The 13076-nt window shown below is 64.8% G+C and carries 19 protein-coding genes and 2 pseudogenes; 14 read left to right on the top strand and 7 right to left on the bottom strand.

Going from position 1 to position 13076, the window contains the following annotated elements; genetic code table 11:
* Positions 1-274: 274 nt before the first annotated feature.
* Positions 275-547: pseudogene (locus tag DB30_RS43070) on the top strand (AgmX/PglI C-terminal domain-containing protein); the annotation flags it as partial.
* Between the two features lie 115 nt (positions 548-662).
* Here the strand turns inward: DB30_RS43070 and DB30_RS10835 are convergent.
* Positions 663-989, bottom strand: a complete 327-nt coding sequence (locus DB30_RS10835) for a hypothetical protein (protein WP_146658481.1) — start codon at positions 987-989, stop codon at positions 663-665.
* Positions 990-1098: 109 nt separating this feature from the next.
* Positions 1099-1989 (bottom strand): hypothetical protein, encoded by an 891-nt coding sequence (locus tag DB30_RS10830; RefSeq protein ID WP_052548315.1) that lies wholly within the window; start codon positions 1987-1989, stop codon positions 1099-1101.
* A gap of 406 nt (positions 1990-2395) precedes the next feature.
* Here DB30_RS10830 and DB30_RS10825 point away from each other — a divergent pair, with 406 nt between their 5' ends.
* Positions 2396-2608, top strand: coding sequence for a hypothetical protein (locus tag DB30_RS10825; RefSeq protein WP_052548314.1), 213 nt, complete (start codon positions 2396-2398; stop codon positions 2606-2608).
* Between the two features lie 353 nt (positions 2609-2961).
* Positions 2962-3135, top strand: coding sequence for a hypothetical protein (locus tag DB30_RS42210; protein ID WP_240480207.1), 174 nt, complete (start codon positions 2962-2964; stop codon positions 3133-3135).
* Positions 3136-3152: 17 nt separating this feature from the next.
* Here the strand turns inward: DB30_RS42210 and DB30_RS43065 are convergent.
* Positions 3153-3239: pseudogene (locus DB30_RS43065) on the bottom strand (hypothetical protein); the annotation flags it as partial.
* Between DB30_RS43065 and DB30_RS10815 the strand changes: the two are divergent.
* From DB30_RS10815 to DB30_RS42750, 7 genes are all read left to right on the top strand, one after another.
* Positions 3238-3843 (top strand): GMC family oxidoreductase, encoded by a 606-nt coding sequence (locus tag DB30_RS10815; RefSeq protein ID WP_165703698.1) that lies wholly within the window; start codon positions 3238-3240, stop codon positions 3841-3843. The pseudogene DB30_RS43065 and the gene DB30_RS10815 sit on opposite strands and share 2 nt — an antisense overlap.
* 2 nt (positions 3844-3845) lie before the next feature.
* The gene (locus DB30_RS10810) at positions 3846-4802 is read left to right on the top strand and encodes a sigma-70 family RNA polymerase sigma factor (protein WP_052548311.1); all 957 of its coding nucleotides are present in this window, start codon (positions 3846-3848) and stop codon (positions 4800-4802) included.
* 100 nt (positions 4803-4902) lie between these two features.
* Positions 4903-5310, top strand: coding sequence for a VOC family protein (locus DB30_RS10805; RefSeq protein ID WP_052548310.1), 408 nt, complete (start codon positions 4903-4905; stop codon positions 5308-5310).
* Between the two features lie 129 nt (positions 5311-5439).
* Positions 5440-5802: a DUF1428 domain-containing protein gene (locus DB30_RS10800; RefSeq protein WP_052548309.1), complete on the top strand. Its 363-nt coding sequence runs from the start codon at positions 5440-5442 to the stop codon at positions 5800-5802.
* 486 nt (positions 5803-6288) lie between these two features.
* Positions 6289-6717, top strand: coding sequence for an IS66 family transposase (locus DB30_RS10795; RefSeq protein WP_052548307.1), 429 nt, complete (start codon positions 6289-6291; stop codon positions 6715-6717).
* A gap of 7 nt (positions 6718-6724) precedes the next feature.
* Positions 6725-7012, top strand: a complete 288-nt coding sequence (locus DB30_RS10790; RefSeq protein ID WP_146658478.1) for a PDZ domain-containing protein — start codon at positions 6725-6727, stop codon at positions 7010-7012.
* Between the two features lie 832 nt (positions 7013-7844).
* Complete coding sequence (locus tag DB30_RS42750; RefSeq protein WP_276204350.1) at positions 7845-7976, top strand: hypothetical protein; 132 nt, start codon at positions 7845-7847, stop codon at positions 7974-7976.
* A 216-nt stretch (positions 7977-8192) separates the two neighbouring features.
* Here the strand turns inward: DB30_RS42750 and DB30_RS42745 are convergent, their stop codons facing one another.
* Positions 8193-8318, bottom strand: a complete 126-nt coding sequence (locus tag DB30_RS42745; RefSeq protein ID WP_276204349.1) for a hypothetical protein — start codon at positions 8316-8318, stop codon at positions 8193-8195.
* Positions 8318-8524 carry a hypothetical protein gene (locus tag DB30_RS10785; protein ID WP_052548306.1) on the bottom strand — a complete coding sequence of 69 codons (207 nt, stop codon included), beginning with the start codon at positions 8522-8524 and terminating at the stop codon, positions 8318-8320. Before DB30_RS10785 ends, DB30_RS42745 begins: the two co-directional genes overlap by 1 nt.
* 211 nt (positions 8525-8735) lie before the next feature.
* Here DB30_RS10785 and DB30_RS10780 point away from each other — a divergent pair, with 211 nt between their 5' ends.
* Positions 8736-9398 (top strand): FG-GAP repeat domain-containing protein, encoded by a 663-nt coding sequence (locus DB30_RS10780; RefSeq protein ID WP_052548305.1) that lies wholly within the window; start codon positions 8736-8738, stop codon positions 9396-9398.
* A 57-nt stretch (positions 9399-9455) separates the two neighbouring features.
* Here the strand turns inward: DB30_RS10780 and DB30_RS10775 are convergent, their stop codons facing one another.
* Positions 9456-9878: a DUF3421 domain-containing protein gene (locus tag DB30_RS10775; protein WP_052548304.1), complete on the bottom strand. Its 423-nt coding sequence runs from the start codon at positions 9876-9878 to the stop codon at positions 9456-9458.
* Between the two features lie 445 nt (positions 9879-10323).
* On the opposite strand from DB30_RS10775, the gene DB30_RS10770 reads away from it, so the two are divergent.
* Together DB30_RS10770 and DB30_RS10765 are read left to right on the top strand one after the other, a co-directional pair.
* On the top strand, positions 10324-10497 hold the full coding sequence (locus DB30_RS10770) for a hypothetical protein (protein WP_153258283.1): 174 nt from the start codon (positions 10324-10326) through the stop codon (positions 10495-10497).
* On the top strand, positions 10484-10891 hold the full coding sequence (locus tag DB30_RS10765) for a DUF3037 domain-containing protein (RefSeq protein WP_052548303.1): 408 nt from the start codon (positions 10484-10486) through the stop codon (positions 10889-10891). The genes DB30_RS10770 and DB30_RS10765 overlap by 14 nt, the downstream gene beginning before the upstream one ends.
* 88 nt (positions 10892-10979) lie before the next feature.
* Here DB30_RS10765 and DB30_RS10760 read toward each other — a convergent pair whose 3' ends face one another.
* The gene (locus DB30_RS10760; protein WP_146658477.1) at positions 10980-11882 is read right to left on the bottom strand and encodes an AraC family transcriptional regulator; all 903 of its coding nucleotides are present in this window, start codon (positions 11880-11882) and stop codon (positions 10980-10982) included.
* 150 nt (positions 11883-12032) lie between these two features.
* Here DB30_RS10760 and DB30_RS10755 point away from each other — a divergent pair, with 150 nt between their 5' ends.
* A complete protein-coding gene (locus DB30_RS10755) occupies positions 12033-13052 on the top strand; it encodes an aldo/keto reductase (RefSeq protein ID WP_052548302.1) in 1020 nt (339 codons plus the stop codon).
* Positions 13053-13076 lie beyond the last annotated feature (24 nt).

Raw genomic sequence — 13076 nt, 5'->3', positions numbered from 1 at the left:
TGGGAGGGGGCTCGGGGTCGTTTTGACCCCCCACAGAGACGTTGGCCCTTCGCCGACCGCGGCCGCTGGGAGCGGTCGCACGACATACGGATAATCAGCTGGCGACCCGAGGGATCACGGCTCGCGCTTTTTCGCCAGCGCGGGTCCGGAGTCCGAAACGGCCACGCCACGCCACGAGCCCGAATCAGGTCGCTCTCGGGGGCATGCGTGGGATCACCGGCGCCCGCCCAAACCCAAGCCCGAACCCGAGGTCACCGGCGCACTATCGAATGAGGATGTCCGTGAGGCCCTGCGGCGACACGTCGGCAAGATACGGGAGTGTCGTGATAGTGAAGGTCGGTATCCGCGGGTGATGCCTCACCACCGGATGGCTGTCCGGATCTTGATAGGGTCAGACGGTCGAGTCACCGAGTCGCAAGTCGTCGACATCACGGTGAAAGACGAATGGGTGCGAGATTGTGTGCTCTCGGTCGTCGAGGAAATCGAGTTTTCGAGCCCGAAGGACGGCCAACCCGCCACAGTTGTCTGGAACGTCCCATTCTATTGATAAAGGCCGAAGCCTTCGCCCAAGCTACTCGCCCCAGTAGTAGCCCCACCACAGCCCGAGCAAGATCGTGTTGCTCATCGGCCGGTCGGCGGTCGCGGGCGACTCGCTCATCCCGTCAGAGATTGCCGATCTCCGCCTGGCTTTTGGGACGCGGCCAGCCAAGAACGTTGTTGTAGTCATGTTGGATCTTCATAACCTTCGCCTGTCCCCAGTTCTGATCGAGGCTATCGAAGGATTTCGCGTCGCCCGAGAGAAAAACAGCGATATGGCCAAGGCCGTTCGCCACGGTGCTCCAAATCACTACGTCACCATATTGAGGTACTCCAAGTGGGGTGTTGGCGATCTGGTTGAAACTGCCATTCAGACTCGGATCGGTCTCGTAATTGTGCCAGAATTGGACTGCGCCCCCGGCCCCGAGCGGCCCCGGTTGCGGAGTTTTCAATACATCGTGACAATAGAACCTGAAAGATCGGCCGACGACGTGCTGTCGTCGAGATCGACGAGCCGCGGCACGCAATGATGAAGTCGACCTTGCGACTGGTGTGCTTGGCTCACGCGCTGGTGCAGACGCCAACCTGCTCATAGCCAAGCGGCGCCATGCCCTGCTCCCAAAACTCCATGCACGCAGTCCCCGGCTGCGCGTCGCACTGCCCGGGGCCGAACTCGAGGTTGCAGAAGCTCGTGCAACAAGCCGTGCCCATGCAGTCCGGCAGCACCGTGGCGTCGACACACAAGTTGCCCGGCACACAATCGTTGATGAACCCGCACGGCGCCCCCGTTGGCAGGTTCCCAGTGGGCGCGCACATGAACGCGTAGCCGGCCCAATAGCAGCCGGACGGCGCAGCGCAGTCTTGCGAGAGCGGGTTGCAGGTCGGGATGCACAGCGCGATTGGGCCGTCGCTCGAAATTTGACATAAGGATTTGTCCGGGCAGATCGGGTCGTCCGGCCAGCCCATGCAGAACGCATGACAAACACCAACCTTCTCGCCGTCGACGTCCATCAAATTCCAGCACATGCCGGTCGCGTCGCAGTCGTCGGTGGCCTCGACGTAGCCATCTGACCGACACGGCTCACCGGTCGCCTGCGCGCCCATGACCGGCACGCACTTGCTCGCGTCCCAGGTGTCACCACTCACGTAGGGCACGCACTTCTCGCCTTCGGGGCAGTTCGGCGCGAAGGGGCCGCAGTCGTCCGGGACGAACTGGTCGAGCATGGGCACGAACCCGGGGTCCGTTTCGTCACTCGTCGACGAGCTATCGTCGCTCGTCGACCCATCGATCGTGCTCGATGCGTCGCCGGTGGTCTCGGCCGACAACGTGCTGCCGTCGTCATCATCATCATCGGTAACGCCCACGAGCCCCGGCCCACAGGCCGCGAGCAGCATCGCGGGAGCCACGAGCACGTTTCGCCACAACGACATCCGCGACAGCTCCTGCTTCATGATAGCGGGCATACACCACTATCTGGGCATCACAAACTGAAAGTTTATGGAAGTTGGTGCTGCTCTGTGCTCCGACGTCCGGCGTAGAGGATATCCAAACGGTGGTCGGGCGACGAGAAGCGGTGTCGGGGCAACGCGAAACACACATCTGTGCCGGGCGGGCCAAGCGTCGGTCTCCGGGCCCGGACGAGCGACCCGCGAGAGCGATGGCCATGAGCAACTTCGCGCCTCACCTGGTCGAGCTCACGGTTCGAGACACGGCCAAGCCAACGCAACCTGTTGGCATCGCGGCGCTCAGGCTGCGAACTTCAGCTCGAGCTGGCCAGGGAGCGGCGGCCTCGGCCGTGGTGGTGGCCTCGGCCCGAGCCCAACGGTGGCGAGGACTCGGGCAATCGCGTCTCGCTCGTTGGCGATCTCGACCAGCCTCATCGAGCCGCGACAACGCGAGCAGACCATGATGTCGACCGCGAACACTCGCTGCAGCAGCCAGTTCAGCCCGGGCGACGTGCCCGACGAGGTGTGCGAGCGGTGGTCGCTGGACTTCGTGACCAACCTCGACAGCCTCGCCGTCGCCGAGTTCTCGGAGCTGCGTGACACGCGGGGTTCGGGCTCAGCGTGAATGATTGAGGTTGCGACGGATTGTCGAGAATGCGGCGCACGGCAGGTCACGTCCTTGCTGACGACCAGCGAGGTGCGACTCGCCGGCATCCGCCGGCTCGAGGCATGGCGACGCCCATCGCAACCATTGTCGGACGCGACGATCAGGGTTCAAGCAGCGAACTTCAGCTCGAGCTGGCCAGGCAAGGGCGGCCTCGGCCGCGGCGGTGGCCTCGGCCCGAGCCCAACCGTGGCGAGCGCTCGAGCGATAGCCTCGCGCTCGTTGGCGAGCTCGACGAGCTTCATCGCGCCTCGGCACCGCGGGCACCTCATCACGTCGACCGCGAACACCCGCTGTAACAACCATGCCCAAGGATGCCGGTTCGAGGGCTTCGTGCTGCCGGGCTTCGCACCGAGCTCGAGCTCGGTCGCCTCGCCGGCGAACAACCTCAGCTGTGTCGGTGCGACAGGCTCGAGCACGCGGCCCGGCACAACTTCGCTGCGCGCATTGGCGTGGCCGCGAGCACGCCGTGGTACCTCAACATGTGAAAGCGCGGCGGCGGGATCAGTGCGACGAGTCGCGCAATGAGATCGAGGGGATCCAGCACGACCGCATTGATGTGGTGCTTCGATCGAGAGCCCGGCTTCGCCATGGCCACGCCCACCTTCAACGAGCCAGTCATGCGGGTGCTGGCGTCGCTCGGCCAGCCACCGCCTAGCTCGTTGATGCGGCTGGTCTCGGAGCCGCTGTATCGCAAGCTGCCGCAGCTGCTGCCGTGGGCCCTGAAGAAGGGGTTGCTCACCAAGCCGCTGGCGTGGGCCGGCAAGGGCGCGGGGCCGGCCTCGCGGTTCACGACGGTGTTCGCTATTGGCCAGGACAACGCTGGCGGTCGCGTAATTCTACGCCGCGGCAAGCTCGACGTGGTGTGGGCGTATGAGCAAGAGAACCGCGCGCTGTTGGCCGCACAGCAGCGCGAGATGAAGCGGCTGGCCAAGCACTACGGGGGGACCTACAGGAACTTGGCGACCTGGGATCTGTTTGGGCGGATCTTCACGGTCCATAACCTTGGCGGGTGCGCGCTCTCCAAGTCGGCCGATGCCGGCGTGGTGGGGGTCGACGGCCAGGTGCACGGCCACGCCGGGCTGTACGTCGCGGATGGCTCGGTGATCCCAACGGTGATCGGGAGCCACCCGGTCATGACAATCTGCGCGGTGGCGGAGTGGATCGCGGAGCGAGTCGTGGGTAGCTTCAGGTAGCCATGCCACCCGTCGAGGCCCTCGAAGATCAGCGCGCGGCCATCACCGGCCACTGCTACCGCATGCTCGGATCGGCCATGGACGCCGAGGACGCCGTGCAAGAGACCATGCTCCGAGCCTGGCGCAGCCTCGACCGGTTCGAGGAGCGCGCCTCGGTCCGCACGTGGCTGCACCGGATCGCCACCAACGTCTGCTTGGACATGCTCGCGCGACAGTCACGGACGCGGCGGATCATGGATGGCCCGGTCGGCACCGTCGACGATCCCCTCGAGGCGCGCGACCGGAGCCACTGGATTGAGCCGATCCCCGATGCCTGGGTGCTCGGGGGCGCGCCCGACCCCGCCGAGCGCATGAGCTCGCGCGAGAGCATCCGGCTCGCGTTCGTGACGACCCTGCAACAGCTGCCCCCCAAGCAGCGCGCCGCCCTGCTGCTCACCGAGGTGGTCGGGCTGTCTGCGGCGGAGACCGCCGCCACGCTCGAGAGCTCGCTCGCCTCGGTCAACAGCGCGGTCCAGCGGGCGCGCGCCAAGCTCAGCCACAATGCCCCGGAGTCGCAAGCGGCGACCGGTCCGCTGTCTGCGACCCAGGCCCAGCTCGTGGAGCGGTTCGTGATGGCGTTCGAGCGCTACGACGTCGACGCCTTGACCGCGCTCATGCATGAAGACGCCACGCTCTGCATGCCGCCCTACACGCTGTGGCTGCGCGGTCAGGACAGCATCGGCAGCTGGCTTCGCGGCCACGGGATTGGCTGCCGCGGCTCGCGCTTGATCCCAACGGCAGCCTGTGGCGCGCCCGCGTTTGGGCAGTACCGACCCGATCCAGCTGGCGGTCACCGGCCCTGGGCGCTCGTCGTGCTCGAGCTCCGCGGCGGCGCGATCGACGGGATGATCTCGTTCCTCGACACCGAGGCGCTGTTCCCGAAGTTCGGTCTCCCGGACGCGCTCCCGCCCACTGATTGAGCTGCGATTTTTTTGGGGAGACCGATGAATTCCCCGAGCCCGTCGAGTCCAACTGACAAACGCGGCCGAGCACCGGCCGCGAGCAACCACAGGATCTCCCATGACTCGCAAACTGTTCGTCAACCTCGCCGTCTCCGACCTGAGCCGGTCCATGTCCTTCTTCCGCAAGCTCGGCTTCGAGTTCGAGCCTCGCTTCACCGACGAGAACGCCGCGTGCATGATCGTCAGCGAGGAGGCGTTCGTGATGCTCCTCGTGCGCAAGTACTTCCAGACCTTCACCAAGAAGGAGCTCTGCGACACCAGCCGTCAGACCGAGGCCCTCCTGGCGCTCTCCTGCGAGAGCCGCGAGGAGGTCGATGCGCTGGTCGCAACCGCCGTCGCGGCTGGTGGTGCCCACGCCATGGACCCGCAGGACCTTGGGTTCATGTATGGCTGGAGCTTCTACGACCCCGACGGCCACCACTGGGAGGTGATGTGGATGGATCCGGCGGCCCTGCAGCCGCATTAAATTCGGGCGATCATACAATCGCCAAAGTCATGTTGCAGGACCTGTCTCCAATGCGCCGGACACTGCAACTACCCCAGGCGCGCCGTTCAACAACCTCAGCTAACAAGTCAGCAAACAAAGGACACACCAATGAGCTACGTCGACGGATTACTCGCAGCGGTACCAACCGCCAACAAAGCCCAATACATCGAACACGCCATCAAGGCAGCCCCCGTGTTCCGCAAGCATGGGGCCACCCGCATCGTCGAGTGCTGGGGCAGCGACGTGCCCAAGGGCAAGGTCACGGACTTCTATCGCGCGGTCAAGGCCACGGATGACGAAGTGGTCGTCTGGTCATGGATCGAGTGGCCTGACAAGGCCACTCGGGACGCGGGAATGCCGAAGGTCATGGCAGAGATGGAGCAGGTGATGGGCGACAGCCCCATGCCCTTCGACGGCATGCGGATGATCTTCGGCGGCTTCGACGTGGTCATGGACACCAACGAGTCCTGACAAAACACCCGTCCGCGGGGCGGGCCTGCACGCTTGCCGCGCGTTCGGATGGCGGTGGTCGTGCTGATTGGGGCTTCGCTTGCCGGTTATCATGCCGGCATGCGACGCCTCAATTTGCCTTTGTTCGGAGTGGTCTGCGTAGAGGACTTCCGAATGGGGTCCGAGTCTGCGCGACACGTGGGTTCACGTGCGTGACACGCGGGGTTCGGGCTCAGCGTGAAGGATTGAGGTTGCGACGGATTGTCGAGAAGGGCGGCCTCGGCCGCGGCGGTGGCCTGGGCCCGAGCCCAACCGTCGAACACGCCCGCGTTGAGCCACTTTCCGAGCAGGCGCAGCAGCACCCCGTCTCGCACTCGTTGGCGAAGGATCCCTCGCAGGTGTCCATGATCGATCTCGTCGAAGAAGCTCGCTATGTCCACCTCGAGCACCCACCCGCCACGCATCTCCATCAAGGACCTCCACGTGGCCTCCAGCGCTTGATGCTGGGTGGCGGAGCTGCTACGACCGCTGTGGCTCGAGGCGAGCGATCAGGTCCTCGCCGCGAAGGTGATGCACCTCGACGGCAGCGGCCTCGACGTGCTGGATCGTGCCCACCCGAACGGCAAGCGCCGCGGCACGCTGTGGGGCACGGCGGGCGCGAGCGCGACGAAGCCCGAGGTCGCGGCATTCTTTTACGCGTCGACCAAAAAGGCGCGTGGGCAGCACCCAGACGAGCGTGGCCCGAGCGACATCCTGGCGTTGCGCACGGGTATCATCGTGATCGACATGGACATGCTCTTTGTCGAGCAGTGCAAACGCGAGAATCTGATCGACTGCGCGTGCAACATGCACGCGCGGCGCTACTTCGCGAAGGCGCTCGATAGTGGCGACACGCGAGCTGCCCTCGTGATAGGAGCCTTCAAGGCGCTGCGCTGAGGAAACAATGCTAGATCCGTCGGAACTAGTCTACTGCGAGGATGCGCACATCACCGTTCATGCCTCAGCGCCTGTCTACGGCGTAGATAATATCAGTTCGGGCGTTCTCGCCGATCTACTTGGATTGCAGGACGGTGACAGGTTCGTCAGTATAAATGGCGTCGATCTCGACAGCAAAGATGACCTCATCACCGCAGCAGTAGCGTTGTGGATCGCGGGCGAAACAGACTATGATTTGGTCACAAGTCGTTCCAGGACATCACCCTTTACACTCTACTACGAACTGATTCCATGACGACCCATTCTGGAAACCACAAAGGCAACGCGCGTTTACTGATGATCGGCGCGTTGCAGTTCCTCTTCGGCTGTTCGTGCAACGGTTGCAGCGATCGGGTCCTCCCCGCACCCCTTCCAGCCGACGCCGCCGAACGCTACGCTGACCAGCTGTGCGAAGCTGAGGCTGCCTGCGGGTGTGAGCACTACGCCTCGCAGGAAGAATGTAGGTCAGACGTAATTGCCGCCTTCGAAGCTGCGACCGCCGAAATCTCCGGCTTCGACGAAGATTGCTTCGATGGCGTGCTGGCCAAGTTAAAGACTCTGGGGTGCTCAGATGCAGCGGAGATCGCGTTCGACTGTACAGCGATTACGGGTGCGGTCCCGCTTGGCGCAGCTTGTGAGCGAGACCCTCGCATGCGAGCTGCGATGCCAGGTGGTTCTTGCGAGGCGGGAGCAACCTGTAATCTGTCTACTGGACTATGTGCGCTGGACGACTCGGTGATCGTCTCCAAGCAGGTCGGCGACAGCTGCATACCTCATCATGTTCAGTCCTGTGGAGTCGACTTGCGCTGTGCCCCTGACGCCACATGCCAGTCCCGGACAGCAGACGGTGAGGCGTGCGAGTCGCCTTATGAATGTGGCATCGCATCATTTTGCGAGACACAAAGTGGGTCATGTGTTCCGCAACTCGAGACTGGCGACGCCTGTGATCCGGAGGACTGGTCGAATTGCGCCATCGTTTGGACATCGATGACGACGCTGGAGAGCAGTTGGTGTCGGCCTGAGACCTCCCAATGCGAGGTCGGTGAGAACTACGTGTGCTGGATGCTCGATTTTCCGGTGCCACCGGCGTGAATTGGCGGGTCTTCGGCAACGAACTCGACACCGACGCCTGCATCCGAGTCACCTGCGTCGAAGCGTTCTGCGGTGACGGTCACATCCAAGACAGCACCGAGATCACGTCGATCACCTGCACGCCCTGACGCCCCTCAGGCGGACAAGACATCCAATGCGGGGTCGCAGGATGCGTGAACATTGCGCCACCCCACGCTTGGCGTGCTCGTCGGCCGGCGAGGCGCATCGCGGACGGATCAGCTGCCGGGCAGGACCCGTTCGCCGCGATGTCGCCGCCGAACGAAGCCGGCCCCGTGCACCCGAGGCACGGCTCGACGATCACAACTCGAGCAGAGTCGGGTCGCTCACGCCGCGAAGTCGAGCTCGAGCTGGCCAGCTAGGGCTGGCCTTGGCCGTGGAGGCGGACGGGCACCGAGGCCCAGATCGGCGAGCGCCCATGCGATGTCGTCGGGCTTGTTGGCGATCTTCATCAAGCGCATCGCACCCACGGCGCGGAGTAGCGGGCACCGTCGACGAGCGCGTGGCAGTCACGCTGGAGCATCGGCTGACGCCACGAGATCGGCTCCCAGCGGAGCGTTGGCAGCGGGAGCATCTTGGCCCTCTCGATCGCTTCGAAGACCTTGAGCGGCCGCTTGTGCGTGGTCCCGTGCTTGCGCTGACCGGCGACCTCGAGCACCCAGTTTGTCAGGCGAGGATTGCTGCTGCTGTGCCGGTGGCTTGGCGGGCCTGGTGACCTCGATCGCGGCGCGGAGGATCACGAGCTCGGGTAGGTCGTCTAAGTTGCCCTCGAGCAGGCCGGCCTCGCTGAGCGCGAGTCGGTAGTCACGCTCGGTGTTGGGGCTCATCCCGAGCAGCCGAGCGACCTCGCGGGCGCCGGTACCGAGGCGGTGGCCAACGACATCGCCGTCGTCGCGGCCGACGACGACGACGTCCGGGTGCTCACCAACGACGGCAGCGGGCAGTTCTTTGGGGGCGACGCCAACTACGATGTATCGAAGTCGCCCGTCGACTTGATCACCGTCGACATGGATGGTGACGGGCGCCTCGATATCGTGGTGGTGTGCGCCGGCGCGGATGAGATCGGAGTTTTGTCAGCAAACGGCCAAGGTGGGTTCGACTCGATGGTTGCATACCCGACCGGTGACGGGGCGCCCGAGGGCCTCGACACCGCCGATTTCGACGGCGACGGCTGGGCCGACATCGTCGTCGTCAGCCGGGCTGAAGCGCATGTGTCGGTGCTGCTCAACGACGGCGCGGGCGGGCTCGAGAGCCCGACGAACTTCGCGGTGGGCATCAAACCACGAGGCGTGGCCGCGGCCGACTTTGACGCAGACGGGAACCCCGACGTCATCTCGGCCGACCATGACGGCGGGACCGTGACCTTGCTGCTTGGTGGTGGCAGCGGCGGGCTCGAGTTCGCCCAGACCTTCGCTGTCGGTCTGAATCCTCGCCACGTGATCGCAGCGGATCTCGACGGCGATCTCGCCATGGATTTTGCTTGTGCGCTCCACCTCGAACAGGCGATCGGGATCGTATTGTCCAATCCCTGAGTGGGCGCTCGCCTGGCGTTGCCAGGCGAGCGCCCATCCAAACCACTCCCTGTCGCGCTAACGCTCGACCAGGACCTCGTAGGTGGTCTCTTTGAGCTCCTTGCCACCGTAGGGGATGTTGGCCGCGCCGAACGCCAGGCGCACCTTGCCCGGGTGCAGCCCGTTTGCGTGTTTGGCCCGGGCGGCGAACAGCGGCTCCCCGTTGGCCTCTTGGCCGTACTTGATGGCGTCGTCGGGGATTTGCCCTTGGGTGGCAGTCATCCAGCGCGCTCGACCACAGAACACCTCGTACTTCGTGACTTTGACCTCTTTGCCACCATAGGGAATATTGGCTCCGCCGAACGCCAGGCGCACCTTACCAATGTGGACACCTCCGTCGTACTCCGCGCGCGCGAGGTACAGCGGTTCTCCGTTGGACTCGTATCCAACCTTTGTCGCGCCATCGGGAATTCGTCCATCGTTTGCGTTTTTCCAGCTCATTTATGGTTCTCCTCGTTGATTCTCGTTGTCACAATCCAACAGCGTCCATGAACGAGGGGGACGTGCACCGCACCCGCTGTCCATATTGCGAAGCTCGCGTTTACCGTTGGACGTCTGGGGAATGTGCCTATCTAAGTACTAAAATTCAAACGCAACGCGTGCGCCCATGCACTTCGCGAAGTGCACACTTTGGCACGCGACCGGCACGAAGGTCTGCCTGGTGATGAGGACAGCGATTCGGGGGATCGTGAGCCCGCCGGTTCCGGGACGCGCTCATCACCGGGCACGACCAAACTCGCCTGAGCGGCGCGTTCGCCGCAGCCTCCGTCCATGCGCAGATTGTCGACCTGTTCGCGCCCTGAGTCCGCTGAGACTCGGTGATCACTCGAGCGGACGAACGACCAGCCGGTCTACCAGGTCCAAGCTCAGCTCTCGCCGATCTCCGTTGTTCGACGACGTGATCGCCGGCATCGTGGCGGACGTGCCCGATGCCTGGCTGCAGGGGCCGGACGCGTTCGGGGATCCGGCGAACCAGGGCGCGGCTTATGTGGCCCATCTGACGCGGCGCGTGACGGAGCGCGGAGCGTTCGTGCAGGAGGCGGTCCGTGCACGGGGATGACACCTACGACTACGCGGTGATCCGCGTGGTGCCGCGCGTGGAGCGGGAGGAATTCGTCAACGTCGGCATCATCGTGTCGTGCGAGCGCGCCGGCTTCCTGGAGGCGCGCATCGAACTCGACGAGACGCGCCTGCGCGCGCTCGACCCCACGCTGGACATCGAGTCGCTGAGTCGCCACCTGGAGATGATCCCGGCGATCTGCCGCGGTGGCGAATCCGCCGCGCCGATCGGACTGCTGCAGCCCCGTGCGCGCTTCCACTGGCTGACGGCCAAGCGTAGCTCGATCATCCAGACCTCAGCCGTGCACATGGGTCGCTGCAACGACCTGCCCGCTACGCTAGAGCACCTGATGGACCGCATGGTGCGGCCACCAAAGGCCACCGCACCGCGATGAGCGTGTACGTCGATGACGCGGTGACAATGTGGCGCGGTCGTCGTTGGGCGCACCAAGGGCCAAGCGAGGTGGCGTGCACTGGACTTCATCAAGTGCCCGCCCGCGCCTCGGGGGAGCTGGCCTGCACCTCCCGCACGACCTGGGTCGGCGTCGCGCCGAACAGGCGCTTGAACTCTCGACCGAATTGCGACTGGCTCTGATAGCCGACACGGAAGGCGGCCTCACTAGCGCCGAGTCCAGCGCTCAGCATCAGCACGCGGGCCCGGTGCAGGCGAATCGTCTTGAGGTATTGGATCGGCGTCAGGGCGGTCACGTCCTTGAAGTTGCGATGGAGGGTCGAGGCGCTCATGCCCACCATGCGGGCGAGGCTGTCCACATCGGTCGGCTGGTCGAAGTGATCTTGTAGGTGGCGCACCGCTCGAGCGATGCCACGACCGGCGCCAGCTTTCAGGGCGAGCTGGCGCAGTTGCTCGCCCTGGTCCCCCCGCAGCATGTGGAACAGAACCTCGCGCATCGCCCCGGGACCGAGGACACGCGCACGTGCCCGGTCGATCGACGCCTTGGTCAGGCGGGTGATCGCGTCCGCCAGCTCCGGGTGGATCGGCGAGACGTAGATGCCCGGCTGCGCGTGGCGTCCGATCTGGGCGTCGGCCTCCTCCATCTCGAGCAGCAGCTGCCCGACCTCCGCCACGTCGACCTGAAGCACGAGCCCCAAAAGTGGCTTCTCGGGCGTGGCCTCGGGAATCTCCACTTCTACGGGGAGTGGCAGCGAGACCACCAGGTAGTTCATCGGGTCGTAGCGGTAGGTCACGCCGCCCACGTGGGCCCACTTGGCACCCTGGGCGACGAAGCAGATGCTGGAGCTGTAGAGCATCGAGGTTCGCGCTGTCGGCTCGCTCCTGCGGAACAGGGTCAAGCCGGGCCAGTGCGTCTCGGTTGTTCCCTCGGCCGGGGTGTGGGCGTTCAGAAACTCGACGAAGTCCGTCGCCATTGCCAGAATCTGACCAGGTTCCGACCAAAAAAGCCACCGTGCCCGTGCCCGCTGACAGGATTAGGCAAACCCTCGCCAGGATCTTCGGTGGCAGTCGCGCGGGCTGCGACCTAGGGTTCGAGCAGCCGCTATCACAAACAGGAGGACGGCATGAAGTATCGATTCTTGGGTAACACCGGTCTACGCGTCTCCGAGCTCTGCCTCGGGTGCATGACCTTTGGTCAGGGTTTCTACGGCATCGGCCAGGTCGAGCAGGACGGGGCCACCGCGCTGGTGAAGCGCGCCCTCGATGGGGGCATCAACTTCTTCGACACCGCCGACATCTACAGTCGTGGGCAGTCGGAGACGCTGCTCGGCGGGGCCCTGAAGGAACTCGGCGTGAGCCGTGACGCCGTGGTGATCGCCACCAAGGTCCGCGGGGCCATGAGCGACGACGCGGACAACGGCACCGGCGACATGAACAACGTCGGCCTGTCCCGCAAGCACATCATCGCCGGCTGTGAGGCGAGCCTGCGACGTCTCGGCACCGACCACATCGACCTCTACCAGATCCACGGTCCCGACGACTTCACCCCGCTCGAGGAGACCATGCACGCCCTCGAGGATCTCGTGCAGCAGGGCAAGGTTCGCTACGTCGGCTGCTCCAACCTCACGGCGTGGCAGGTGGTCAAGGCCAACGACCTCGCACGATCGAGCGCCCGCTTCGTCTCGCTGCAGGCCTACTACTCGCTCCTCGGTCGCGAGCTCGAGCTCGACCTCGTGCCAATGTGCGAGGACCAGGGCCTCGGCATCATGGTCTGGTCGCCGCTGGCCGGTGGCTTCATCACGGGCAAGTACCGCCGCGACCACGCGAGCCCCGAGGGCTCCCGCCGCACGACCTTCGACTTCCCGCCCATCGACAAGGAGAAGGGCTACGATCTCGTCGAGAAGCTCGACGCGCTGGCGAAAGCGAAGGACACGACGATTCCACGGCTGGCGCTCTCGTGGGTGCTGCGGCAGCGCGGGATCTCCACGGTGATCGTGGGGGCGAAGCGGGTCGATCAGCTCGAGGACAACCTCGGTGCGATCGACATCGAGTGGACGGCAGAGGAACTCGCGGGCCTCGCCGAGCTCACGGCGCCGCCGAGTCTGTATCCGCATTGGATGCAGACGCGTCTCGCTCGGAGGTGATGCAGCTCGGGTGAGCAACATTGC

It is taken from the genome of Enhygromyxa salina, assembly GCF_000737335.2.
Classification (GTDB): Bacteria; Myxococcota_A; Polyangia; order Nannocystales; family Nannocystaceae; genus Plesiocystis; species Plesiocystis salina_C.
The sequence above is the reverse complement of the archived record's forward strand: the minus strand, read 5'-3'. Positions and strand labels throughout refer to the sequence as shown.